This is a genomic window from Streptomyces sp. NPDC097107 (assembly GCF_044762405.1).
GTDB classification, from domain to species: Bacteria; Actinomycetota; Actinomycetes; order Streptomycetales; family Streptomycetaceae; genus Streptomyces; species Streptomyces thinghirensis.
This window is the reverse complement of record NZ_JBIWEF010000007.1, coordinates 182,013-204,350: the sequence shown is the minus strand read 5'-3', so window position 1 is coordinate 204,350 and position 22,338 is coordinate 182,013. Positions and strand designations below refer to the sequence as shown.

General features: G+C 73.3%; 19 protein-coding genes. 8 read left to right on the top strand and 11 right to left on the bottom strand.

Features of this window, described 5'->3' with window-relative positions; translation table 11 throughout:
* Positions 1–61: 61 nt before the first annotated feature.
* Both ACIQ1J_RS18670 and ACIQ1J_RS18665 read left to right on the top strand, forming a co-directional pair.
* Positions 62–526: a pyridoxamine 5'-phosphate oxidase family protein gene (locus ACIQ1J_RS18670; RefSeq protein WP_403557895.1), complete on the top strand. Its 465-nt coding sequence runs from the start codon at positions 62–64 to the stop codon at positions 524–526.
* Positions 527–641: 115 nt separating this feature from the next.
* Positions 642–1,691: a hypothetical protein gene (locus tag ACIQ1J_RS18665; protein ID WP_403557893.1), complete on the top strand. Its 1,050-nt coding sequence runs from the start codon at positions 642–644 to the stop codon at positions 1,689–1,691.
* Here the strand turns inward: ACIQ1J_RS18665 and mycP are convergent.
* Complete coding sequence (gene mycP, locus ACIQ1J_RS18660) at positions 1,676–2,887, bottom strand: type VII secretion-associated serine protease mycosin (RefSeq protein ID WP_403558232.1); 1,212 nt, start codon at positions 2,885–2,887, stop codon at positions 1,676–1,678. The two genes, ACIQ1J_RS18665 and mycP, sit on opposite strands and share 16 nt — an antisense overlap.
* Before the next feature lie 38 nt (positions 2,888–2,925).
* Positions 2,926–4,800: a hypothetical protein gene (locus tag ACIQ1J_RS18655; RefSeq protein ID WP_403557891.1), complete on the bottom strand. Its 1,875-nt coding sequence runs from the start codon at positions 4,798–4,800 to the stop codon at positions 2,926–2,928.
* Positions 4,801–5,089: 289 nt separating this feature from the next.
* Between ACIQ1J_RS18655 and ACIQ1J_RS18650 the strand changes: the two genes are divergently transcribed.
* Complete coding sequence (locus ACIQ1J_RS18650) at positions 5,090–6,292, top strand: amino acid deaminase/aldolase (protein WP_403557889.1); 1,203 nt, start codon at positions 5,090–5,092, stop codon at positions 6,290–6,292.
* 48 nt (positions 6,293–6,340) lie between these two features.
* Here ACIQ1J_RS18650 and ACIQ1J_RS18645 read toward each other — a convergent pair whose 3' ends face one another.
* From ACIQ1J_RS18645 to ACIQ1J_RS18630, 4 genes are read right to left on the bottom strand one after another with little or no spacing between them, the layout of a single operon-like run.
* Entirely contained in the window at positions 6,341–7,333 is a 993-nt protein-coding gene (locus ACIQ1J_RS18645) for a DUF2510 domain-containing protein (protein ID WP_403558230.1), read from the bottom strand.
* Between the two features lie 37 nt (positions 7,334–7,370).
* Positions 7,371–8,153: a 3-oxoacyl-ACP reductase gene (locus ACIQ1J_RS18640; protein ID WP_403557887.1), complete on the bottom strand. Its 783-nt coding sequence runs from the start codon at positions 8,151–8,153 to the stop codon at positions 7,371–7,373.
* Positions 8,154–8,159: 6 nt separating this feature from the next.
* On the bottom strand, positions 8,160–9,542 hold the full coding sequence (locus tag ACIQ1J_RS18635; protein WP_403558228.1) for an aldehyde dehydrogenase family protein: 1,383 nt from the start codon (positions 9,540–9,542) through the stop codon (positions 8,160–8,162).
* A 16-nt stretch (positions 9,543–9,558) separates the two neighbouring features.
* Positions 9,559–10,923, bottom strand: coding sequence for a glutamine synthetase family protein (locus ACIQ1J_RS18630; protein ID WP_403557885.1), 1,365 nt, complete (start codon positions 10,921–10,923; stop codon positions 9,559–9,561).
* A 74-nt stretch (positions 10,924–10,997) separates the two neighbouring features.
* Between ACIQ1J_RS18630 and ACIQ1J_RS18625 the strand changes: the two genes are divergently transcribed.
* Positions 10,998–11,732 carry a FadR/GntR family transcriptional regulator gene (locus ACIQ1J_RS18625; RefSeq protein ID WP_403557883.1) on the top strand — a complete coding sequence of 245 codons (735 nt, stop codon included), beginning with the start codon at positions 10,998–11,000 and terminating at the stop codon, positions 11,730–11,732.
* A 63-nt stretch (positions 11,733–11,795) separates the two neighbouring features.
* The gene (locus tag ACIQ1J_RS18620; protein ID WP_403557881.1) at positions 11,796–12,488 is read left to right on the top strand and encodes a gamma-glutamyl-gamma-aminobutyrate hydrolase family protein; all 693 of its coding nucleotides are present in this window, start codon (positions 11,796–11,798) and stop codon (positions 12,486–12,488) included.
* 44 nt (positions 12,489–12,532) lie between these two features.
* Here ACIQ1J_RS18620 and ACIQ1J_RS18615 read toward each other — a convergent pair whose 3' ends face one another.
* Positions 12,533–13,387 carry a LysR family transcriptional regulator gene (locus ACIQ1J_RS18615; protein WP_403558226.1) on the bottom strand — a complete coding sequence of 285 codons (855 nt, stop codon included), beginning with the start codon at positions 13,385–13,387 and terminating at the stop codon, positions 12,533–12,535.
* Positions 13,388–13,562: 175 nt separating this feature from the next.
* Here ACIQ1J_RS18615 and ACIQ1J_RS18610 point away from each other — a divergent pair, with 175 nt between their 5' ends.
* Complete coding sequence (locus ACIQ1J_RS18610) at positions 13,563–14,720, top strand: TDT family transporter (RefSeq protein WP_403557879.1); 1,158 nt, start codon at positions 13,563–13,565, stop codon at positions 14,718–14,720.
* On the opposite strand, the gene ACIQ1J_RS18605 is transcribed toward ACIQ1J_RS18610, so the two are convergent.
* The 4 genes from ACIQ1J_RS18605 to ACIQ1J_RS18590 form a co-directional block, all read right to left on the bottom strand.
* The gene (locus ACIQ1J_RS18605) at positions 14,647–15,372 is read right to left on the bottom strand and encodes a helical backbone metal receptor (RefSeq protein ID WP_403557877.1); all 726 of its coding nucleotides are present in this window, start codon (positions 15,370–15,372) and stop codon (positions 14,647–14,649) included. The two genes, ACIQ1J_RS18610 and ACIQ1J_RS18605, sit on opposite strands and share 74 nt — an antisense overlap.
* Before the next feature lie 10 nt (positions 15,373–15,382).
* Positions 15,383–15,952 (bottom strand): helix-turn-helix domain-containing protein, encoded by a 570-nt coding sequence (locus ACIQ1J_RS18600; protein ID WP_210961725.1) that lies wholly within the window; start codon positions 15,950–15,952, stop codon positions 15,383–15,385.
* Between the two features lie 419 nt (positions 15,953–16,371).
* Positions 16,372–18,987: an ABC transporter permease/substrate binding protein gene (locus ACIQ1J_RS18595; protein ID WP_403557874.1), complete on the bottom strand. Its 2,616-nt coding sequence runs from the start codon at positions 18,985–18,987 to the stop codon at positions 16,372–16,374.
* Positions 18,980–20,065, bottom strand: coding sequence for a glycine betaine/L-proline ABC transporter ATP-binding protein (locus ACIQ1J_RS18590; protein ID WP_403557872.1), 1,086 nt, complete (start codon positions 20,063–20,065; stop codon positions 18,980–18,982). Before ACIQ1J_RS18590 ends, ACIQ1J_RS18595 begins: the two co-directional genes overlap by 8 nt.
* 242 nt (positions 20,066–20,307) lie before the next feature.
* On the opposite strand from ACIQ1J_RS18590, the gene ACIQ1J_RS18585 reads away from it, so the two are divergent.
* Both ACIQ1J_RS18585 and ACIQ1J_RS18580 read left to right on the top strand, forming a co-directional pair.
* On the top strand, positions 20,308–21,213 hold the full coding sequence (locus tag ACIQ1J_RS18585) for a 5'-3' exonuclease H3TH domain-containing protein (RefSeq protein WP_403558224.1): 906 nt from the start codon (positions 20,308–20,310) through the stop codon (positions 21,211–21,213).
* A gap of 139 nt (positions 21,214–21,352) precedes the next feature.
* Complete coding sequence (locus tag ACIQ1J_RS18580; RefSeq protein WP_403557870.1) at positions 21,353–22,198, top strand: siderophore-interacting protein; 846 nt, start codon at positions 21,353–21,355, stop codon at positions 22,196–22,198.
* Positions 22,199–22,338: the final 140 nt, after the last annotated feature.

Here is a 22,338-nt window from a genome sequence, read left to right as displayed (position 1 = left end):
CCGCCCGCCGCGGGCTCCCCTGCCCGGCGGGGAGGACGATCATGGTCAGTAGCCTCGCCGGATGACCGCGACCTTCGACGACGCCGTCCGCGCTCGGCTCCGGGCTCCCCGCATCTGGTACGTCGGCACTGTGTTCGCCGACGGAGCGCCGCAGGTCAGCCCCATGTGGGTGGACCTGGAGGGGGAGAACGAGCTCACGTTCAACACCTCGGTGGGCCGGGTGAAGTCGGTGGGCCGGGTGAAGGAGGAGAACCTGCGCCGCGACCCCCGTGTCTACCTCTCGCACGCCGACGCCACCGACCCCTCCGACCGGGTACAGATCAGCGGTGTCGTGTCCCGCTTCGTCGAGGGCCGGGAGGCGCACGACCGGATGGACCGGCCGGCCCGCAAGTACCTGGGCAGCGAGCGCTTCGAGTGGACCATGCCGGGCGAGCAGCGGATCGCGGTGGTCGTCCGCCCGGTGAAGGTGCGGCACATCGTGGGGGTGGAGCGGTTCCGTCCCGGTGGTCCGGTGCCCGCTTCCTGAGCGGCCCTCGGCCGAGCCGCGCGCGGACGATCCTCATCCGTCTCTCAGGGATCTGTGACCGGCATTTAACGTCCGCCCCACGGAACGCACAGCCACCGCCTGAAGCATCACGGGCATGGAGTCCTCCAGAGCCCGGCCGGACCGGCGAGCCCGAAGGCCACGGCGACGGCGCGCGCCGTTGTGTGCCGCCCTGATCGCGATCGCCGTCGTGGGCGGTGCGGCCACCGGCGCTCCGTACTGGCAGGGGCAGGGCCACGCGCGCCCCGGTACGGGCGGCGCCGTATCGTCGTCGGGCTCGGCACCCTCGGGCGGGGAGGCATCGGTGGAGACGGTCGAGCCGGTCGTGGACCGTGACGCGCTGCTGGCCTCGGCCATGGCGTCGGTGGCCGTGGCGGACGGCGCCGAGGTGTCCGTGGCGGTGACCGACGCGGACTCCGGCGAGAGCGCCTCGTACGGCACGGGTGTCTTCGAGACGGCGAGCATCGTCAAGGTCGGCATCCTGGCCACGCTGCTGCTCCAGGCGCAGGACGCGGGGCGTGCGCTGACCGCGGCCGAGCAGTCGTACGCCGTCGCCATGATCGAGGACAGTGACAACGACTCGGCGTCGGCGCTGTGGCGGGCGATCGGGACGGCGAACGGGTTCGACGCCGCGAACGAGCGCTTCGGCCTGACGGGGACCTCGGGCGGCGACGGCCCGCTGTGGGGGCTGACCCGGACCACGGCCGCCGACCAGGTCGCGCTGCTGCGGCAGGTGTTCGTGGCGGACGGCTCCGAGCTGAGCGAGGCGTCACGGGCGTATGTGCGGGGGCTGATGGGCCGCATCGCCGACGGTCAGCGGTGGGGCGTGTCGGCGGCGGCCGACGGTGGCGACGGCTCGGGAGGCGGCGGTTCAGGGGGTGGCGGTTCAGGGGGTGGCGGTTCAGGGGGTGGCGGTTCAGGGTGGGCGTTGAAGAACGGCTGGCTGCGGCGCAGTACCACCGGGCTCTGGGTGGTCAACAGCGTCGGACGGGTCTCGTCGGATGGTCACGACCGACTGGTGGCGGTGGTGTCGCGGGGCAGCGCGACGCTGGCGGAGGGGATCGCGCTGACCGAGGCGGCGGCCAAAGCGGCGGTGTCCGTGTTCGCGGGGGCCGCGGGCGCCGCCGGTGGTCACAAGTCGTCGTAGCGTTCCCGGCGGCCCCGCCACAGGACGACGGCCGCGACGATCATGACGCCGCCCGCGCCGCCGGCCAGGGGGGCGGCCCAGGCCGAGGTGTCGTCGTCGGAGTCCGGGGCGTCGGGGCCGGAGCCGAAGTACTTCTCGCCGTACACCGCTGACTTCAGCCCTTCCGGTTTCAGCCGTCCGGCCGCCTCGATGGCGGCGGCGGGGTCGACGAAGCCGTAGCCGCGTGAGTCGTCGCGGCCCTCGGCAGGGGCGTTGCGGGCCGTGTCCTCCAGCAGGGACTTGACCTGGGCCGGGGTGAGGTCCGGGTGGGCCGACTTCACGAGGGCGGCGGCGCCGGAGACGAAGGCGGAGGCGGCGCTGGTGCCCCAGCCCTCGTAGTACCGGTGGTCGGGGTCGGCGATGATCACGTCGACGCCGGGGGCGCTGACCGTGGCGTACCAGCGGCGGGTGGAGAAGGAGGCACGGGTGCCGTAGCGGTCGACGGCGGTCGCGGCGATCACGCCCGGGTAGGCGGCCGGGTAGGAGATGTGGTCGCCCTTCTCGCCGCCGTTGCCGGCCGAGGCGACGACGACCACACCCTTCTTCAGGGCGTACTGGATGGCCTCGTCCTCGGCGGGTTCGGGGTGGGCGGAGGCCGAGTCGTCGCCGAGGGAGAGGTTGATGATGTCGGCGCCGTGGTCGGCGGCCCAGCGGATGCCCTCGGCGAGAGCGTTGCCGCGGGTCTTGCGGGCCTTGGCACGGGACGGGTCGCCGTCCTCCAGGATCACGCGCAAAGGCAGGATCTTCGCCTCGGGGGCGATGCCCATGACGCCGTCGGCGTTGCCGGCGCCGTGGCCGTGACCGTGACCGGCGATGATCCCGGCCATGGCGGTGCCGTGCCGGGCCCAGGCGCGGTCGCCCTCGCTCGCGCCGAAACCGACCAGATCCTTGCCGGTGAGGACGTTTCCGGTCAGGTCGGGGTGGTCGGCTTCGACGCCGGTGTCCAGGACGGCGACGGTGACGCCGGCGCCCTTGGTGGTCCCCCACGCCTCCTGGGTGTGCATGGCGTCCAGCGCCCACTGCTGGGCGCGGATGCCGTCGGCGTGCGCGGCGGGTGCCGGGACGAGGACGAGGGCGGCGGCGAGGAGGAGGCTCAGGGCGCCCGTCCTGCGGGCGCGGGTCCCGGCGGTGTCCGCGACGGGGCTGACCGTGTTCACGGCGGCGCCGGCGGGGCTCACCGCGCTGCTGGCGGGGTTCACGACGGGCGCTCCGTGGCCGGGCCGACATTCTTGCGCAGGGCGCGTTCGACGCGGTCGGCGAGGCCCTGCGCCTCGTGGCCGAGGCCGGCCTGGGCGGGGGCCGACGTGGCGTCGGACTCCATGGCCTCCTCGGCGGGCTCCGGCTCGTCGACGGTGCGGGCGTCGGCCCAGCCGGACACGGCGTAGACGACGACGGGGGCGTCGGTGAGGACGGAGACGGTCCACGAGGCCCGCTGCCGCGCGCCGAAGCCCGCGGCGACGGTGTCCCTCGCGGCGTACGGCAGCGGCATGAGGTCCTCGCGGCGGCCCAGCCCCTCCTTCTCGAACCGGCCCGCCAGCGAGGTCATGGCGGCGGCGTCGGCCTTGGCGAAGAGCAGGCCGACGGTGGTGATGTAGCTCTGGGTGGCGTCGGTGTAGGTGGCGCGCAGCAGGCGCCGGCAGCCGATCGGGTCGAGGGCCTTGGCCAGCAGCGGGTCGAAGGCACCCGCGCAGTCGCTGTCCGGGGCCACGGCGACCCGCGTCCAGGTGCGGTCGGCGCCGCCGGGGCCCGCGCCCTGTCCTCGCACGGTGGCCGGGAACAGCTGGTCGACCGGCACCGTGTGCCACAGCTCCCCGGCCTCGGCGAACGCGCCGCGGGCGCCCCCGTCCCCGGAGTCCCCGGCAAGCCAGCTGCCGGTGACGGCACCGGTGACGAGTCCCAGCCCGAGCACGAGGCAGACGGCCGCGGCGACGGCCTGGGGTCGCAGCCGTCCGCCGAGCGGACGCGGCCGGGCACGTTCGTCATAGCCCTCGGGCTCCCCGAACGACACCCGCGGCCGCCCGTCGCCGGGCACCGGCGACGGGCTCCAGGAGAAGGCCGGGTCGGGGGTGGCGGCCCTCGGAGACGGGGTCGCCGGGTCGGCGGGCGGGGTGCGTGCGGGTCGTCGTCGCGGATGCGGGTCCGCTCGGACTGCGAACTCCGCTGCGGCTGCGGGTTCGGCTCCGGCTTCCCGTCCGGGAGTGACTGCCGGTGCCGCTCGGACTTCCCGTCCGGGAGTGACTGCCGGTACCGACTCCGGTGCCGGTTCTGCCGGGATCGGGCGCAGGCGTGTGGTCGTCTCCGACGGGGTCTCCGCGGGGACGGCGGGCCGGCGGAGCGGCGCCTTGGGCGCCCCGCTTCCACCCGGGGTCTCCCGGCCGACGTTCGGCGGGACGTCGGGGAAGCGGGCGGAGGCGCGGGGCGGGGGCGCGGGGTCGGTGCCTCGGGAATCGGCCAGCCGGAAACGCGGGTAGCGGGGCCGGGTACCGTCACCGGGGCCGGGGACCTCGGGGTCGCCGTCCCCGCCCGGCGTGGACGGACCGGACTCCCGGCCGTCGCCCGAGGAGGCGGTTCCGTCCGCCCGGCCTTCCCCCGTCGCCGTACGCCGTCCCGGGGCGCCCTCCGGTTCCGTTCTGGCGTCGCTGCCCTGGTGGGAGGCGGAGTGCGGGACGTTCACGTCGCCGCGCACCGCCGGCGCCTGTGCCGGGCGGGGCGGCGTGCCGGGACGGGGCGGTGTCTCCGGGTGAGGCGGAGTGCCTGGGCGGGGCGCAGTGTGCGGATAGGGCGGCGCGCCCTGGTGGGGCGGCGTACCCGGCTCGGGCGGCGCGCCCAGGTGGGGCGGCGTACCCGGCTCGGGCGGCGTTCCCCGGTGAGGCGGCGTACCCGGCTCGGGCGGCGCGCCCTGGTGGGGTGGCGTACCCGGCTCGGGCGGCGCGCCCTGGTGGGGCGGCGTACCCGGCTGGTGGGGCGGCGTACCCGGCTGGAGGGGCCTGTTCAGGTGGGGCGGCGTGCCGCGGTGGGGCTGGGTCTCGGGGCGCGGGGGGACGGAGGCGCGGCGTGCTTCCGTGCTCATGCGCCCCCCGTTTCCTCTTCCTCGGGCCCGGCCCGTTGCTCGACGCGGGCCGGTGATGTGGTCTCCCGCCCCGGCCCGGCGCGGACCGATCCGTCCCGGGCACGCATACCCGCACGGGACGACCGCCATCCCGGCGCGGACCTCGGGCCCTGCCGCCCGGGCGTCGGGCCGTGCGTGCGCGTCACTCTACGGCGTGCCCCCGCCCGGCGGGGAACCAGTCCACGCGCCCGCGGCATTGGCCCGGAACGTCCCCCTACCCTGCGGTAAACCTGTCTGGCAGGCTGCGTCCATGACTGCGCGCGCCGCCGACCGGGCCCGTTACGACCGGGCCACCGCCCATCTGGACGCCCCCGTGGCGATCGTGGATCTGGAGGCCTTCGACGCCAACGCGGACGACCTGGTCCGCCGGGCGGGCGGCAAGCCGATCCGGGTCGCCAGCAAGTCCGTACGCTGCCGTGCGCTGCTCGAACGCGCCCTGGCGAGAGACGGTTTCGCGGGCGTCATGTCGTTCACGCTGGCCGAGTCCCTGTGGCTGGCGCGCTCCGGTTTCGAGGACGTGCTCCTCGGCTATCCGTCGGCGGATCGCGCCCGGTACGCCGAGCTGACCGCCGACCCCAAGCTCGCCTCCGCCGTGACCGTGATGATCGACGACCCGGCGCAGCTCGACCTCATCGACGCCGCCCGCGAGGGCGGCCGTGAAGTCGTGCGGGTCTGCCTGGAGTTGGACACCTCCCTCAGGCTGTTCGGGGGGCGGGTGCGGGTCGGGGCCCGGCGCTCCCCGCTGCACTCCCCCGCCCAGGTCGCCGAACTGGCCCGCGCGGTGGCCCGCCGGCCGGGGTTCGAGGTCGTGGGGCTCATGGCGTACGAGGGGCATGTCGCCGGTGTCGGGGACGCGGTGCCCGGCCGGCCGCTGCGGTCCCGGGCGGTGCGGCTGATGCAGGCCGCCGCCCGCCGGGAACTCGCCGAGCGGCGGGCCGCGGTCGTGCGTGCGGTGCGGGCCGTGGTGCCCGGCCTGGAGTTCGTCAACGGCGGCGGCACGGGCAGCGTGCAGCACACCGCCGCGGAGGACGCGGTCACGGAGATCGCCGCCGGGTCCGGGCTGTACGTACCGCGGCTGTTCGACAACTACACGTCGTTCCGGGGCCGTCCGGCGGCGCTGTTCGCCCAGCCCGTCGTACGGCGGCCGGGGGTCGGGGCCGTGGCCGTCCTCGGCGGCGGCTACCCGGCCTCCGGTGCGCCCGGCGCCGACCGGCTGCCGGTGCCGTACCTGCCCGAGGGTTTGCGCTACGACCCCCAGGAGGGCGCCGGTGAGGTGCAGACGCCGCTGCTCGGCTCGCCCGCCGACGACCTGCTCATCGGCGACAAGGTGTGGTTCCGGCACGCCAAGGCAGGTGAGCTGTGCGAGCGGTTCGACGCGCTTCACCTGGTGGAGGGGGACGCGGTGACGGCGACGGTGCCGACGTACCGGGGCGAGGGAAACACATTCCTGTAGCTCCGTAGCCCCGTAGCTCCGTAGCCCCGTAACGCCGCAGCTCCGTACTTACGGTCGGCTCGACGGGCCGATGCCGCTGCCCACGCCACCGCCCGTGTCCGCGTCGCCGACGGGTCGGATGCCCTTGGTGATCCGGTCCATGTCGTCGAGCGGCGGTCCGTCCTCGCCGGCGTCGAAGACGTAGCGAACGAGGATCGGGGACTCGGTGCCGACGGTGGAGGGGAAGACCAGCGACTGCACATAGCCGCCGGGGCCCTTGGCGGTCTTCACCCGCCAGCGCACGTAGTAGCCGGCGCGTCCGGCGACCGCGACCTGCCCGGAGGCCACCTCCTCGTGGGACTCGATGCCGCCGAAGGGCTTGTTGCCGATCAGGTCGCGGTCGTAGGCGTCGTCGGCAGCGTCCTCGATGTCCTGCTGGGCGAGGGCCTTCGGGGAGGTCTCGGCGTTCGCGGTGACGGTGCGGGAGATGACGAGACCGTTCCGGCACACGCCGCCGTCGCCGGGGCAGTCGTAGGTGCCGTCCGTGGTCATCATGACGTCGTCCTCGGTGACGTACTCGGGCAGCACCCAGCCGGTCGGGAGCGGGAAGGTGATCCCGTTGAGCTGGTCCTCGACCACGGGCGGGGCGTCGGCGGAGGGTTCGGAGGGCGTCGGCGAGGGGGTCGGCGCCGCGGTGACCGGCTCCGGAGCGGTGGACGTCGCGGTGGTCGGCGGGGCCTGCGCCGCGGGGCCGCCGTCCTCCTCGCCGAGGACGAACACCCCGGTGACGATCGCCGCGACCAGCGCGGCCGCCGCGGTGGCGAGGGCGACGGCCCTTCCGCGACCGGGCACGGGCTGCTGTCGGTGCACCGGCTGCTGGTGCTGCATCGGCTGCTGGTGCTGCATCGGCTGCGGCTGCGCCGGCTGCTGCGGCGAGGACGGGGGCGCGCCGAACCCGGTGGTCCCGGGTGCGCGACGGTGCTCCGTCCAGGCCGCGCCGTCCCACCAGCGTTCCTGGTGCGGGGCCGACGGATCGCGATACCAGCCGGGTGGCGGCGTCATGCTCATTCCGGCACTGTAGGACGCCGCCCGGGGCGATCTACAGCGGTGTGACGTACGCCCCGGAGATCCCGCCGTCCACCAGGAAGTCGGTGGCGTTCACGAAGGAGGAGTCGTCGCTGGCCAGGAACGCGACGGCCGCGGCGATCTCCTCGGCCTCGGCGAACCGCCCGAGCGGGATGTGGACGAGGCGGCGTGCGGCCCGCTCCGGGTCCTTGGCGAACAGCTCCTGGAGGAGCGGGGTGTTGACCGGGCCGGGGCAGAGGGCGTTGACCCGGATGCCCTCCCGCGCGAACTGCACGCCCAGTTCCCGGGACATGGCGAGGACGCCGCCCTTGGACGCCGTGTACGAGATCTGCGAGGTGGCCGCGCCCATCCGGGCCACGAAGGACGCGGTGTTGATGACGGACCCCCTGCCCTGGCGCCGCATGTAGGGGATGGCGGCCTTGCAGCACAGGTAGACGGAGGTGAGGTTGACCTCCTGGACGCGCTTCCACGCCTCCAGCCCCGTCTCCAGGATGGAGTCGTCGTCGGGCGGCGAGATACCGGCGTTGTTGAACGCGACGTCGACGCTGCCGCAGGTCTCGTACGCCGTCCCGAACAGCGCCTCGACCTGTTCGGGGTCGGTGACGTCGACCTTGACGAAGGTGCCGCCGACCTCCTCGGCCGCCGCCTTGCCCCGGGTCTCGTCCACGTCGCCGCAGACGACGTGCGCGCCCTCGGCGGCGAGCCGGCGGGAGGCGGCGAGGCCGATGCCGCTGCCCGCCCCGGTGACGACGGCGGTACGGCCGACCAGACGGCGGCAGATGATGTCCTCGGTCATGAGTGGCTAGGCCTCCGTACTCGACGACACGTTGCTGATGAAGACGTTCTTGGTCTCGGTGAAGGCGGTCAGCGCGTCCGGGCCGAGTTCGCGGCCGAGGCCGGACTGCTCGAACCCGCCGAACGGCGTCCAGTAGCGGACGCTGGCGTGGGAGTTGACGGACAGGTTCCCCGCGCGCACCACGCCCGACACGCGCAGGGCCCGGCCGACGTCCCGGGTCCACACCGACCCGGACAGTCCGTAGTCGGTGGCGTTGGCCAGGCGGACGGCGTCGGCCTCGTCCTCGAAGGGCAGGACGACGGCGACGGGCCCGAAGACCTCCTCGACGGCCACGCGCGCGTGCGCCCCGACGCCGGTGAGGACGGTGGGCGGGAACCAGAAGCCGGGGCCGCCCTCCGGGGCCTTGCCGCGGATGCCGTCGGCGTCGGCGGGGACGTAGGAGCGGACGCGGTCCAGCTGGGCCCGGGAGATCAGCGGGCCCATGTCGGTGCGCTCGTCGGCCGGGTCGCCGACGAGGACGGACTCGATCGCGGGGGCGAGGAGGGCGAGGAAGCGGTCGTACACCGTGCGCTGGACGAGGATGCGGGTGCGGGCGCAGCAGTCCTGGCCGGAGTTGTCGAGGAAGGACATGGGCGTGGCGGCCGCGGCCGCCTCGATGTCCGCGTCGGCGAAGACGATGTTGGGGCTCTTGCCGCCCAGTTCGAGGGTGACGGGCTTGAGGAGCGCCGCGCCCTTGGCCGCCACCTGCTGGCCCACGGCCGTCGACCCGGTGAAGACGACCTTCGCCACGCCCGGATGCTCGACGAGCGCGTCGCCCGCGACCGGGCCGCGACCGGGCAGCACCTGGAACAGGCCCTCGGGGAGCCCGGCCGTCAGGGCGAGTTCGGCCAGGCGCAGCGCGGTCAGCGGGGTCGTCTCGGCGGGCTTGAGGAGGACCGCGTTGCCCGCCGCCAGCGCGGGCGCGGTGCCCCAGGCCGCGATCGGCATCGGGAAGTTCCAGGGTGCGATGACGCCGACGACGCCGAGCGGTTCGAGCATCGTCACGTCCAGGCCGCCGGTGACCGGGATCTGCCGTCCGGTGAGCCGCTCCACTCCCCCGGCGGCGTAGTCGAGCAGGTCGCGGACGTTCCCGGCCTCCCAGCGGGCGTTGTTGATGGTGTGCCCGGCTTCCTGGACCTCCAGCCGGGCCAGTTCTTCCAGGTGTTCGTCGACCGCGGTGGCGAAGCGGCGCAGCAGCCGGGCGCGATCGCCGGGGGCGAGGGCGGCCCAGTCCGTCTGCGCCCGCGCGGCCCGTACGACGGCGGCGTCGACGTCGGCCGCGGAGGCGGCGGGGACGGTGGCGAGGGCCTCTTCGGTGGCGGGGTTCAGTACACGTAGCAGGTCGGGCAGGTCGGACAACGGGGCCTCACATGCGTTCGAAGGAGCGGCGCAGCTCCCAGTCCGTGACGGCGGCGTCGTAGGCGTCCAGTTCGACGCGCGCCATGTTGCGGTAGTGGGCGACGACCTCGTCCCCGAAGGCGGCCTTGGCGAGGGTGCTGTTCTCCCACAGCCCGGCGGCCTCGCGCAGGGTGGTGGGGACGTGTTCGTAGTCGGCGGTGTAGGCGTTGCCGGCGCAGGGTTCGGGCACCTCCAGCCGCTGTTCGACGCCGTGCAGTCCGGCCGCGACCATGCCCGCCACCGCGAGGTACGGGTTGACGTCGCCGCCGGGGAGCCGGTTCTCGAAGCGGAGCGAGCGGCCGTGGCCGACGACGCGCAGGGCGCAGGTGCGGTTGTCGTGGCCCCAGGCGACGGCGGTCGGGGCGAAGGAGCCCGGCTGGAACCGCTTGTAGGAGTTGATGTGGGGGGCGTAGAGGAGGGAGAACTCGCGCAGCGCCACCAGTTGCCCGGCGAGGAAGTGCCGCATGACCTGGGACGTACCGCCCTCCCCCTCGCCGGCCATGGCGCTGTTGCCGTCGGCGTCGGTGAGGGAGAGGTGGATGTGGCAGGAGTTGCCCTCGCGCTCGTTGTACTTGGCCATGAAGGTGAGGGACATGCCCTCCTGGGCCGCGATCTCCTTGGCGCCGGTCTTGTAGACCGCGTGCTGGTCGCAGGTGACCAGGGCCTCGTCGTAGCGGAAGACGATCTCGTGCTGGCCGGGGTTGCACTCGCCCTTGGCGGACTCGACGGTGAGGCCGGCGCCCGCCATCTCGTTGCGGATGCGCCGCAGCAGGGGCTCGACGCGGCCGGTGCCGAGCACGGAGTAGTCGATGTTGTACTGGTTGGCCGGGGTCAGGCCGCGGTAGTTCGAGTCCCAGGCCTGTTCGTAGGTGTCCCGGAAGACGATGAACTCCAGCTCGGTGCCGGCCTGCGCGGCCCAGCCGTGCCCGGCGAGGCGCTCCAGCTGGCGGCGCAGGATCTGGCGGGGCGCGGCGGGCACCGGGGAGCCGTCCTCCCAGGCGAGGTCGGCGACGACCATCGCGGTGCCCTCGTTCCACGGCAGGCGGCGCAGCGTGGCCATGTCGGGGTGCATGGCGAAGTCGCCGTAGCCGCGGTCCCAGGAGGACATCGCGTACCCGTCGACGGTATTCATGTCGGCGTCGACGGCGAGGAGGTAGTTGCAGCCCTCGGTGCCGTGCCGGAGGACCTCGTCGAGGAAGAAGCGGGCGGCGAACCGCTTGCCCTGGAGGCGGCCCTGCATGTCGGGGAAGGCCAGGACGACGGTGTCGATGTCACCGGCGGCGACGAGGGCGTGCAGTTCCTCGACCCCGAGCGGGGGTGTGCGGTCTGCCACGGGGGAAGCCTCCTTCTGGCCGGGAGCTATAAGGTATTGCCGGGAACCATTGCTTGGGAAGGGGGCGCGGCCGCATGCCGGAGGAAACCGGCGGGAGCGTGACGGACCGGCTCGCACCGGTGCTGCGGGCGGTGCGGGCCGGCAACGGCTTCGAGGAGGCGCTGGAGCAGATCCTTCAGATCGTCAGGCTGGGCCTGGTGCCGGGGGGCGAGCGGCTGCCGGCCGAGCGGGAGCTGGCGGAGCGGCTGGGGATCAGCCGGGTGACGCTGCGCGAGGTGCTGAGGGTGCTCCAGGACCAGGGGCTGGTGGCGGCCCGGCGCGGCCGGTACGGCGGAACGTTCGTGCTGCCGCGGGCGGACGCGGGCGGCGGGGACGAGCTGCGGCGCCGGGTCGCCGGGGTCGACATCGAGGACGTGCTGCGCTTCCGGGAGGTACTGGAGGTGGGCGCGGCCGGGCTGTGCGCGGCGCACGGGCTGACGGACGCGCGGGCGGCGCGGCTGCGCGAGGCGCTGGCCGGCACGCGGGACGCGCCGCTGGCGGAGTACCGGCGACTGGACACGATGCTGCACCTCACCCTCGCCGAACTGTGCGGCTCCCCGGCCCTGGCCGCGCAGTACGCGGCCGCCCGGTCGACCCTGAACGACCTGCTGGACTGCATCCCGCTGCTGGTGCGCAACCTGGAACACTCCCAGCGCCAGCACACCGCCCTCGTGGAGGCCGTGCTCGACGGGGACGCGGACGGGGCGCGGGAGATCGCGCGGGAGCACTGCGCGGGCACGGCGGCGCTGCTGCGCGGGTTCCTGGCGTGAGCGCCCTGCCGTGGGAACGCTCCCCGGAAAAGGTATGAGATCGGTCCATTGTCTGGAGGTCGGATGGCGGGCAGGCCGCTGATCGGCGTCAGCACGTACCTGGAGTCCGGGGCGCGCTGGGGCGTGTGGGAGCTGGAGGCGGCGCTGTTGCCGGCCGGGTATCCGCGGCTCGTGCAGCGGGCGGGCGGACTGGCCGCGATGCTGCCGCCGGACGCGCCGGAGCACGCCGCGGCCACCGTCGCCCGCCTCGACGGGCTGGTGATCGCCGGCGGCCCGGACGTGGAGCCGGTCCGCTACGGCGCCGAACCCGGTCCCCGCACCGGCCCGCCCGCCCGGGCCCGGGACACCTGGGAGCTGGCGCTCATCGAGGCGGCCCTGGCCGCGCGCGTCCCGCTGCTGGGCGTCTGCCGGGGCATGCAGCTGCTCAACGTCGCCCTGGGCGGGACCCTCGTCCAGCACATCGAGGGCCACGCCGAGGTGGTGGGCGTCTTCGGCGGGCACCCGGTCAAGCCGGTGCCGGGGACGCTGTACGCCTCCGTCGTACCCGAGGAGATGTTCGTGCCGACGTACCACCACCAGGCGGTGGACCGGATCGGCGCGGGCCTCACCGCGTCGGCCCACGCGGCGGACGGCACCGTGGAGGCCCTGGAGCTGCCGTCCGGACCGGGCTGGGTCCTCGGCGTGCAGTGGCACCCGGAGATGGGCGAGGACGTACGGGTGATGCGGGCGCTGGTGGAGGCGTCGGGGCCGGTCTGACCAGGCTCCGGGGACGGCCCGCGCCCCGCGCCCCGCCGCCGGACCTACGCCCGTGTCAGCGACAGCAGTTGCCGGGCCGGGCCCGTCGGGCGGTGGCCCGTGGGCCATACCGCTCGTAGGTCGCGGGCCAGGGCGACGTCCGCCACGGGCACGCGCACCAGGCGGCGGGTGGTGAGTTCCTCGCCGACGGCGAGTTCACTGAGGACGGACGGGCCGGCGCCGCTCACGGCTGCCGCCTTCACCGCGGTGGTCGACGACAGCTCGATCAGGGGGCGGGCCAGCCCGCCCAGGGCCGCGTCCAGGACCTGCCTGGTGCCCGAGCCCTTCTCCCGCAGGATCAGCGGGGTCGCCGCCAGTTCCGACCCCGCGAGCGGGCGCCGCCGACGGGCCCACGGGTGGCCCGGTGCGGTCACGACGATCAGCCGGTCATGGGCGATGACGGCCGAGTCGAGGCCCGCCGGGACGCTCACCCCCTCCACGAAACCCAGGTCGGCCTCACCGGCCAGCAGGCGCTCCGCCACCGCCGTCGAGTTCCCGGCGAGCAGCGAGACCGCCGTGTCCGGCAACTGGGTGCGCAGCGCGACCAGCCAGCCCGGCAGCAGGTACTCGGCGATCGTCATGCTCGCCGCCACCCGCAGCCGCGAGTCCCGCCGGTCCCGCAGCGCCTGTGCGCCCGCGTCGAACGCCTCGGCCGCCTCCACGATGCGGCGCGCCCAGTCCGTGACCAGCGCGCCGGCGTCGGTGAGCCGGGAACCCCGCGGCGAACGGTCCACCAGGGCGACACCCAGCTGGCGTTCCATCGAGCGGATGCGGCTGCTGGCGGCCGGCTGTGTGATGCCCAGCTCCCGCGCCGCCCCGCCGAGGCTGCCCAGGCGTGCCACCGCCAGCAGCAGCTCCATCGCCCCGAGATCCGGTACCCGGTGCGCCAGCGAGCCCGCCGCGTGCCGCCCCGGTGTGTGCTGCCCGCCCTCCGTACCGCCCGTACCGCCCGTACTGCTGCTCATAACCCCAGCTTATGCCCTCATAGGGACATGGTCCCTGGTCAGGGCCTTCTGCCACGGAGACCGTGGACGCATGGTCACCGCAGCCCAGCCCCTGTCTCCTCCCGCCGTCCCCATCCGGCGTGTCCCGGCCGTTCGTCACCTCGGGCCCAACTGGTACGCCTGCGTCATGGGCACCGCCATCGTCGGTACCGCGGGAGCCGCGCTTCCCTGGCGGGTGCCCGGCCTGCGCGCCGTCTGCACCACGGTCTGGGCGCTGTCCCTCGTCCTGCTGGCGGTCCTGCTGGTGGCCCGTTCCCTGCACTGGCTCCACCACCGCGACCAGGCCCGCGCCCATCTGCTCGACCCGGCGGCGGCTCCCTTCTACGGGTGCCCGGCCATGGCTCTGCCGGCCGTGGGCGGCGGCGCCCTGACCGTCGGGCGGGACTGGCTCGGCACCTCCGCCGCGGTCGCCCTGGACACCGTGCTGTTCACCGCCGGTACGGTCATCGGGCTCGCGGCTGCGGTGGCCGTGCCGTACCTGATGGCCGTGCGTCACCGGGCAGAGCCGGGACAGGCCAGTCCCGTGTGGCTGCTGCCGCTCGTCGCGCCGATGGTGTCCGCGGCCGTCGGACCGCTGCTGGTCCCGCACCTCCCGCCGGGGCAGCCCCGGGAAACACTGCTGCTCGCCTGTGTCGCCATGTTCGGGGTGAGTCTGCTCGCGACCCTGGTGACCCTGCCGGTGATCTTCGGCCGGCTGCTCACCGGCGGTCCGCTGCCGCTCGCGCTCACCCCGTCGCTGTTCCTGGTGCTGGGACCACTCGGGCAGTCGACCACCGCCGTGGGCACGTTCGCGGACGTGGCCCCGGGAGTCGTTCCGGGCCCGTACGCCGAGGGCTTCGGGGTGCTCGCCGTCCTGTACGGCGTGCCGGTGATGGGCTTCGCGCTCATGTGGCTGTGTCTCGCCGCCGCGCACGTCGTGCGGGCCCGCCGGGAGGGCATGGGCTTCTCGATGACGTGGTGGTCGTTCACCTTCCCGGTGGGCACCTGTGTCACCGGGGCGGAGGCGCTGGCCCGGCACACGGGGCTCGCCGTCTACGACGGGCTCACCGTCGTCCTGTACGCCGGCCTCGTCGCCGCCTGGGCCGTCGCCGCCGTGCACACCACGCGCGGTGTGGTCAGCGGCGCGCTGCTCGCAGGGCCGCGCCCAGCGCCCGGGGCGCCTCGGCCAGCGACGGCCCGTACCACGTGAGGTACCGCCCGTCGACGAGGGCGCAGGGCAGGCCCGGGAAGGCCTCCGGGCCGTCGGCGGCGGTGAAGCGGTACGGCTCGTCGGGCAGGACCACGACCTCCGGGCGGACCGCCCGCAGTTCCTCGACCGGAACCTTCGGGTAGCGCTCGGCGTGACCGGCGTACAGGTGATCGACGCCGAGGCGGGCGAGCACGTCGCCCGCGAAGGTGTCGCGCCCCAGCACCATCCATGGCCTGCGCCAGATCGGTACCACGGCCGTACGGCGCTGCTCGGGGGACGGGGACGGCAGGTCCGACCAGGCCGTCTCCGCGGCGTCCAGCCACCGGGGCCGGGACGGCGCGCCGCAGGCGGTCAGTACCCGGTCCAGCTCGGTGAACGCCTGCGGCACCGTGCGCACGTCGGTCACCAGCACCTCGGCGCCCGCCGCGCGCAGGGCGTCCAGGTCGGGGGCGCGGTTCTCCTCGTCGTTGGCGACCACCAGGTCGGGGGCGAGGGCGACGATCCGCTCGGTGTCCGGGTTCTTCGTGCCGCCGACGCGTGCGACGTCGAGGCCGGCCGGGTGCGTGCACCAGTCGGTGGCGCCCACGAGGGCGCCCGGAACCGTCCGGGCCACCGCCTCGGTCAGCGACGGCACCAGGGAGACCACCCTCACCGGCGCGTCCTCACCGGCGGGGCCCTTCCCGGACCGCCTCGATGTGCTCGGCGACGGCGACCACGATCAGTCGCGTTTCGGGCACCGTGGCCCGCCACCGGTGCCGCACCCCGCCGGTGAGGTAAAGCGTGTCGCCGCGCCCCAGCCGGTAGGCACGGCCCTCGGCCTCGATCTCCACGGCGCCCTCGGTGACGAACATCAACTGGTCGTTGCGGTACTGCAGTTCCCGGCCCGCGTCGTGGTCGCCGGTGAACTCGGAGGCATGCATCTGGTGGTGTCCGCGCACCAGCGAGCGCACCTTGGGCGCCAGCTCGGGATCGGGGTCCTCGGCCCGGACGACGTCGACGCTGCACGCGGGGTCGGCGGCGGCGAGCAGTTCCACGGCGGTGGTGCGCAGGGCGTCGGCCACCTTCTCCAGGGAACTCTGGCTGGGCCGCGCCCGGTCGTTCTCGATCTGGCTCAGGAAGGGCACGGACAGGCCGCTGCGCTCGGCCACGCCGGCGAGGGTGAGTTCGAGGGCCCGGCGCCGCCGCCGTACGGCCGCGCCCACCCGAAGGTGCTGATCTTTGTGGTCGCCCATCGCTCCGGCTCCCTCCTTCACCCGTCGCGGTACCGCCGCGGCCGCCCGGTCCGGGCGCCGTACTCCTGAGGAGTTCTCTGCACCCTACGCATGTTCGGCAAACCGTTTCATGCGGCCGTCACATCGACGTCACGGTGCGGTGGCCGCGACCTCACACTTCTCGCCACCTGAAGGGCCGCTCGCGCGGCGTGCCGGACGCCTTACCGGTTCAAGGCGTGGCGGGCCCCGCATGTTCCCGCCAGCCCCTCCAGCCCCGTCGGAGCGATGCTCAGGCGGGGACTTGGCGCTCCGTGGTTGTCCAAATCCCTACCGTGTCCGGGCTCGGTACGACCCGAGGGGTGGGCCCGGCGGCACGCTCTCGCGAGGCGCCGCCGGGCCCACCCCTCGGGGTGGCCGGTACTGCTGCTCGGCCGGTACCGCTACTGCGGGGTCATCCGCCCGACCATGTCCGGGTGCTCCTCCAGCCAGGCCGCCACGGCTTCCTCCTCGTGGCCCTGACCGCGGTTCTTGATCTCCGCCTCCAGGCTGCCGAGCTCGTCCTCGCTCATGTGGAAGTCCTTGATCCACTCGGTGAGCCGCGGGTACTGCTCGGGGAACTTCTTGCTGGAGATGGTCCGGATCGTGTTGCCCTCGCCGAAGGCCTTCTTGGGGTCCTTCAGCTTGGTCAGCTCGTACTCGCTGTACGCCCAGTGCGGCGACCAGAGAGTGACCGCGACCGGCTCCTTCCTGGCCAGCGCGCGCTTGAGCTCGGCCAGCATCGCCGGCGTGGAGCCGTCGACGACCTCGTACTCGTCCTCCAGGCCGTAGCCCGGCATGACCTCGTCCTTGAGCAGCTGCATCTCACCGGTGCCGGGCTCGATACCGATGATCTTCCCGTCGAAGAGGTCGGCCTTGCCCTTGAGGTCCGCGAGGGACTTGACGTCCTTCACGTACGAGGGGACGGCGATCTCCAGGGAGGTCGGCTCGTACCAGGTGCCCAGGTCGGTGAGGTTGTTCTTGTGCTTGTCCCAGTAGTTCTTCTGGGCGTAGGGCAGCCAGGCGTCGAAGTTGAGGTCGAGGTCGCCGGAGGCCAGGCCGGTGTAGACCGGGCCGACGTCCATCTGCTTCAGGTTCAGCTTGTAGCCGCGCCGCTCCAGGACGTTCTTCCACAGGTAGGTGACGGCGATGTCCTCGTCCCAGGGGAACCAGGCGATGTCCAGCGGGCGCTTCGCCTCGGCCGGGGTGGCGCCGGCGCCGCCCTCGACCGGGGCGAGCTTGTCGACGAGACCCGGGTTGGCGTCCAGCCAGGTGCGGACGGCGTCCTGCTGGTTGCCCTTGCCGGCCTTGTTGATCTCGGCTTCGAGGCTGGTCAGCTGCTTCTCGGTCATCGAGAAGTCCTTGAGCCACCGGGCCGTGGTGGGGTCGTCGCCCGCGAAGCCCTTGCGGGACAGCGTGTGCACGCCGTCACCCGCGCCCCAGGCACCCTCCGGGTCCTTCAGCTTCTTCAGGTCGAGGTCGTTGTACGCCCAGTGCGGGGACCAGAGCGTGACGACCACCGGCTCCTTCTTGCTCATCGCCCGCTTCAGCTCGGCCAGCATCGCCGGGGTGGAGCTGTCGACGACCTTGTACTCCTTCTCCAGGCCGTACGCCTTGAGGACCTTGCTCTTCAGCAGGGCCATCTCACCGGCGCTGGACTCGATGCCGGTGATCTTCCCGCCGAAGAGGCCGGCCTTGCCCTTGAGATCCGCCAGCGAGTTGATGTCCTTCATGTACGCGGGGACGGTCAGCTCCAGCGACGTCTCGTCGTACCAGGAGCCGAGGTCGTCGAGCCGGTCACCGTACTTCTTCCAGTACTGCTCGTGCGTGGTCGGCAGCCAGGAGTTGGTGACGATGTCGATGTCGCCCTGGGCGAGGGACGTGTAGAGCGGCCCGGCGTCGAACTGCTTGGCCTCCACCTCGTAACCGCGCTGTTCGAGGATCTCCTTCCACAGGAAGGTGGAGGCGACGCCCTCGTCCCACGGGACGTAGCCGAGCGAGACCTTCTTGCCCTGGCCTACGTTCTTGCCGTCGGCGACGGTCTCCGAGTCACCGGAGCCGCCGAACATGCCCATGCCGCCGGCCACCAGGGCCAGGATCACGACACCGATCACGGCGACCTGCGGACGGGGACGGTAGGACCAGATCTTCATGCCGCTCGCGGCCCGGGCCCGGGCCGCGGCGCGCCGGCCCAGCGGCGAGACGTGGGTGCCCAGGGCGCTGGTCATGCGGTCCAGGTAGATCGCGAGGATCACGATGGCGATGCCGGACTCGGAGCCGAGGCCGACGTTGAGCTGGCCGATCGCCTCGTTGACGTCGCCGCCGAGGCCGCCGGTGCCGACCATGCCGGCGATCGCGGCCATGGACAGGCCGAGCATGATGACCTGGTTGACGCCCGCCATCACCGTGGGCAGCGCCAGCGGGAGCTGGACGCGCAGCAGGGTGTTGCGGGGGGTGGTGCCGAAGGCCTCCGCGGCCTCGACCAGTTCCTTGTCGACCTGGCGGATGCCCAGCTCGGTCATGCGCACGCCCGGGGCGAGCGCGAAGATCAGGGTGGCGACGATGCCCGCGGAGGCGCCGGTGCCGAAGAACAGGATCGCCGGGATCAGGTAGATCATCGCGGGCAGCGTCTGCATGAAGTCCAGCACCGGCCGGACGACGCCGCTGACCCGGTCCGAGCGGGCCGCCCAGATGCCCACGGGCACCGCGACGACCAGCGCGATCAGGGTGGCGACGAGCACCAGCGACAGGGTGATCATCGCGTTTTCCCACAGTTCCATGGAGACGATGAACGCGAATCCCAGGAAGGTGAGAACACCGGCGACCGTGCCGCGCAGCCAGAAGGCGATGATCGCGAAGATGCCGACGAGGAGCAGCGGTTCGGGCGCCTGGAGGACGGCGTTGATGCCGTCGTAGGTGCCGGTGAAGACGGTCTTGAGGAAGTCGAAGAGCCACGCGACGTGTCCGAGCAGCCAGTCGACGGCGCTGTTGACCCAGTCGCCGAGCGGAATCCTAGGCACGGGCCATCACCTTCTCGGGACCCTTGTCGCGCGGGGAGTCGCAGGTGCCGACCTCGGCCTGCTCGTCGCCCAGGAAGCCCACGAGGCGGCGGGAGGGGACCACACCCACGAGCTCGCCGTCGTCGATGACCGCGACGGGGTGCGGTACGCGCGCGCTGATGGCGCACAGCTCGGTGAACGACGTCTCGGACGTGGCCGTGTCGCACGCGCAGTCGGCCTCGTCGCCGCGCAGTTCGGTCTCCATGACGGCTCGGGCGGTGAGGACGCGGGAGCGGTCGACGTCCTGGGTGAAGGAGGCGACGTAGTCGTTGGCGGGACGTATCAGGATGTCCTGCGCGGTGCCGATCTGCACGATCCGGCCGTCCCGCATGACGGCGATGCGGTCGCCCAGGCGCATGGCCTCGTTGAGGTCGTGGGTGATGAAGACGATGGTCTTCTTCAGGGTTTTCTGCAGTTCGAGCAGCTGGTCCTGCATGTCGCGGCGGATCAGCGGGTCGAGGGCGCTGAAGGACTCGTCCATGAGCAGCAGGTCGGCGTCCGTGGCGAGGGCGCGGGCCAGGCCCACGCGCTGCTGCATACCGCCGGACAGCTCGTCCGGCCAGGACTTCTCCCAGCCGGCCAGGCCGCACAGGGTGAGCGCCTCGTCGGCGCGGCGCTCGCGCTCGGCGCGGGGCACGCCCTGCACTTCGAGACCGTAGGCAGCGTTGTCACGGACGGTGCGGTGCGGGAAGAGCGCGAAGTGCTGGAAGACCATGCTGATCTGCCTGGAGCGGACCTCGCGCAGTCCGCGGTCGCTTAGCTCCGTCAGGTCCTGACCACCGAAGCGGACGTGCCCGGCGGTCGGTTCCAGCAGACCGTTGAGCATGCGCAGCAGCGTGGACTTGCCGGACCCGGACAGCCCCATGACCACGAAGATCTCGCCGGGCTCCACGGTGAAGGACGCGTCGATGACGGCGGCCGTGGTGCCGTCGGCGCGCAGTTCCTCCCGGTCGGCTCCCTGGCGCAGCCGTTCGGCTGCCTGGTCCGGTTTCCTGCCGAAGACCTTGTACAGGTTTTCGGCCTCTAGTCTGGCTGACACGCTTACCTCTTGCATCGGGGGCAGGGACAGGGACGTGAAGACTCGCCGATGCGCAGACCCGCTGACGCGAGCACTCGTGAATACGAAGACTCGCTAACAGTTGAAAGCATCAACCAGCTTTGACCCGGGTGCGCGCCTGCCCTGATCGTCCCGACCCAAACATTTGAGTGACCCAGTTCACACGCCCCCCGCCCCCTCGCCACCTGGCCTGCGGCATGATGCGAGGCGTGACCGGACGACTGATGCTTCTCGACACCGCCTCCCTCTACTTCCGCGCCTACTTCGGCGTGCCGGACTCCGTGAAGGCCCCCGACGGCACGCCGGTGAACGCCGTGCGCGGACTCCTCGACTTCATCGACCGCCTGGTGAAGGACCACCGGCCCGACCACCTCGTCGCCTGCATGGACGCCGACTGGCGCCCGCACTGGCGCGTGGAGCTGATCCCCTCCTACAAGGCGCACCGCGTCGCCGAGGAGCGCCCGGCGGGGCCGGACACCGAAGAGGTGCCCGACACGCTCTCGCCGCAGGTGCCGGTCATCGAGGCCGTCCTCGACGCGCTCGGCATCGCCCGTGTCGGCGTGGCCGGGTACGAGGCGGACGACGTCATCGGCACGTACACGGCGCGGGCGACGGGCCCGGTCGACATCGTCACCGGCGACCGGGACCTCTACCAACTGGTCGACGACGCCCGTGGCGTGCGCGTGCTCTACCCGGTCAAGGGCGTCGGCACGCTCCACCTCACCGACGAGGCGGCACTGCGCGAGAAGTACGGAGTCGACGGCCGCGGGTACGCCGACCTGGCGCTGCTGCGGGGCGACCCGAGCGACGGACTGCCGGGCGTGGCGGGCATCGGCGAGAAGACGGCGGCCAAGCTGCTCGCCGAGTTCGGGGACCTGGCCGGGATCCTGGCCGCCGTCGACGACCCGAGGGCGAAGCTCACGCCCACGCAGCGCAAGCGGCTGACCGAGGCCGCACCGTACCTCGCGGTCGCCCCGAAGGTCGTCCGGGTGGCCGGCGACGTCCCGCTGCCGGACGTCGACACCGCGCTGCCGCACGCCCCGCGCGAGGCCGCGGCGCTGGACGGACTGGCGGCCCGCTGGGGTCTGGGCGGATCACTGCAGCGGCTGCTGACGACACTCGGCACCTGAGCCGTGCGGCCCCGGCAGGCGATGCCTGCCCGGCGCATCGGAGCCCCGACGAGGGGAAGCCGTACTTGGCGCATACGAGGATGCTAACTTAGGTATACCTAAGTCAGGGAACCCTTATGCAGGGAGCAGGGAGGCCGACATGGCAGACCGTCCGGAACGCAAGCCGCGCAAGCCGCACACCGCACAGGTCGTCCGCACCGAGCGGCTGACCCCGCACATGCAGCGTGTGGTGATCGGCGGCGAGGAACTCGCCGGGCTGCCGGCGGACACCTGCACCGATCACTACGTGAAGCTGCTGTTCCCCGCCGGGGGCGCGACCTACCCGGAGCCCTTCGACGTGGAACGGATCCGCGAGGAGTTCCCCCGCGACCAGTGGCCGGTGACCCGGACGTACACGGTGCGCCACTGGGACGCGGAGCTCCGCGAGCTGACCCTGGACTTCGTGATCCACGGCGACGAAGGTCTGGCCGGCCCGTGGGCGCAGCGCGTCCAGCCGGGCGAGACCGTCCACTTCATGGGCCCCGGTGGCGCCTACGCCCCCGACCCCACCGCCGACTGGCACCTGCTCGCCGGTGACGAGAGCGCCCTGCCCGCGATCGCCCGGTCCCTGGAGGCACTGCCCGACGGCGCCCGCGCCTTCGCCTTCATCGAGGTCGACGGGCCCGAGGAGGAGCAGAAGATCGACTCCGACGTGGACGTCGTCTGGCTGCACCGCGGCGACCGTCCGGTGGGCCAGGCCCTGGTCGAGGCCCTGCGCGGCCTGGACTTTCCCGAGGGCCGGGTGCACGCCTTCGTCCACGGCGAGGCGGCCTGCATGAAGGAACTCCGGGGGCTCCTCCGGGTGGGACGCGAGATCCCCCGCGAGGACCTCTCCATCTCCGGGTACTGGCGCCTCGGCCACAACGAGGACGGCTGGCAGGCCTCGAAGCCGGAGTGGAACGCACGCATCGAGGCAGAACAGGAGGGCACGGCCTCAGCGGCGTGACCGGCCCGCCCCTCCCCGGCCGCGTGACCGAGCCCGCCCCTCCCCGGCCGCGTGACCGAGCCCGCGCCCACCACCCGGCCACGGGACCCAGCCCGCGCCACCGCCCGGCGGCTGCCCCAGCCCGCCACCACCACCCCGCC

Bases quoted from the DNA above. Each gene is read 5' to 3' on its own strand.
- ACIQ1J_RS18670 (WP_403557895.1), top strand. From the start codon at position 62: ATGACCGCGACCTTCGACGACGCCGTCCGCGCTCGGCTCCGGGCTCCC.
- ACIQ1J_RS18665 (WP_403557893.1), top strand. From the start codon at position 642: ATGGAGTCCTCCAGAGCCCGGCCGGACCGGCGAGCCCGAAGGCCACGG.
- ACIQ1J_RS18655 (WP_403557891.1), bottom strand. From the start codon at position 4,800: ATGAGCACGGAAGCACGCCGCGCCTCCGTCCCCCCGCGCCCCGAGACC.
- ACIQ1J_RS18650 (WP_403557889.1), top strand. From the start codon at position 5,090: ATGACTGCGCGCGCCGCCGACCGGGCCCGTTACGACCGGGCCACCGCC.
- ACIQ1J_RS18645 (WP_403558230.1), bottom strand. From the start codon at position 7,333: ATGACGCCGCCACCCGGCTGGTATCGCGATCCGTCGGCCCCGCACCAG.
- ACIQ1J_RS18640 (WP_403557887.1), bottom strand. From the start codon at position 8,153: ATGACCGAGGACATCATCTGCCGCCGTCTGGTCGGCCGTACCGCCGTC.
- ACIQ1J_RS18625 (WP_403557883.1), top strand. From the start codon at position 10,998: ATGCCGGAGGAAACCGGCGGGAGCGTGACGGACCGGCTCGCACCGGTG.
- ACIQ1J_RS18620 (WP_403557881.1), top strand. From the start codon at position 11,796: ATGGCGGGCAGGCCGCTGATCGGCGTCAGCACGTACCTGGAGTCCGGG.
- ACIQ1J_RS18615 (WP_403558226.1), bottom strand. From the start codon at position 13,387: ATGGAGCTGCTGCTGGCGGTGGCACGCCTGGGCAGCCTCGGCGGGGCG.
- ACIQ1J_RS18610 (WP_403557879.1), top strand. From the start codon at position 13,563: ATGGTCACCGCAGCCCAGCCCCTGTCTCCTCCCGCCGTCCCCATCCGG.
- ACIQ1J_RS18600 (WP_210961725.1), bottom strand. From the start codon at position 15,952: ATGGGCGACCACAAAGATCAGCACCTTCGGGTGGGCGCGGCCGTACGG.
- ACIQ1J_RS18585 (WP_403558224.1), top strand. From the start codon at position 20,308: ATGCTTCTCGACACCGCCTCCCTCTACTTCCGCGCCTACTTCGGCGTG.
- ACIQ1J_RS18580 (WP_403557870.1), top strand. From the start codon at position 21,353: ATGGCAGACCGTCCGGAACGCAAGCCGCGCAAGCCGCACACCGCACAG.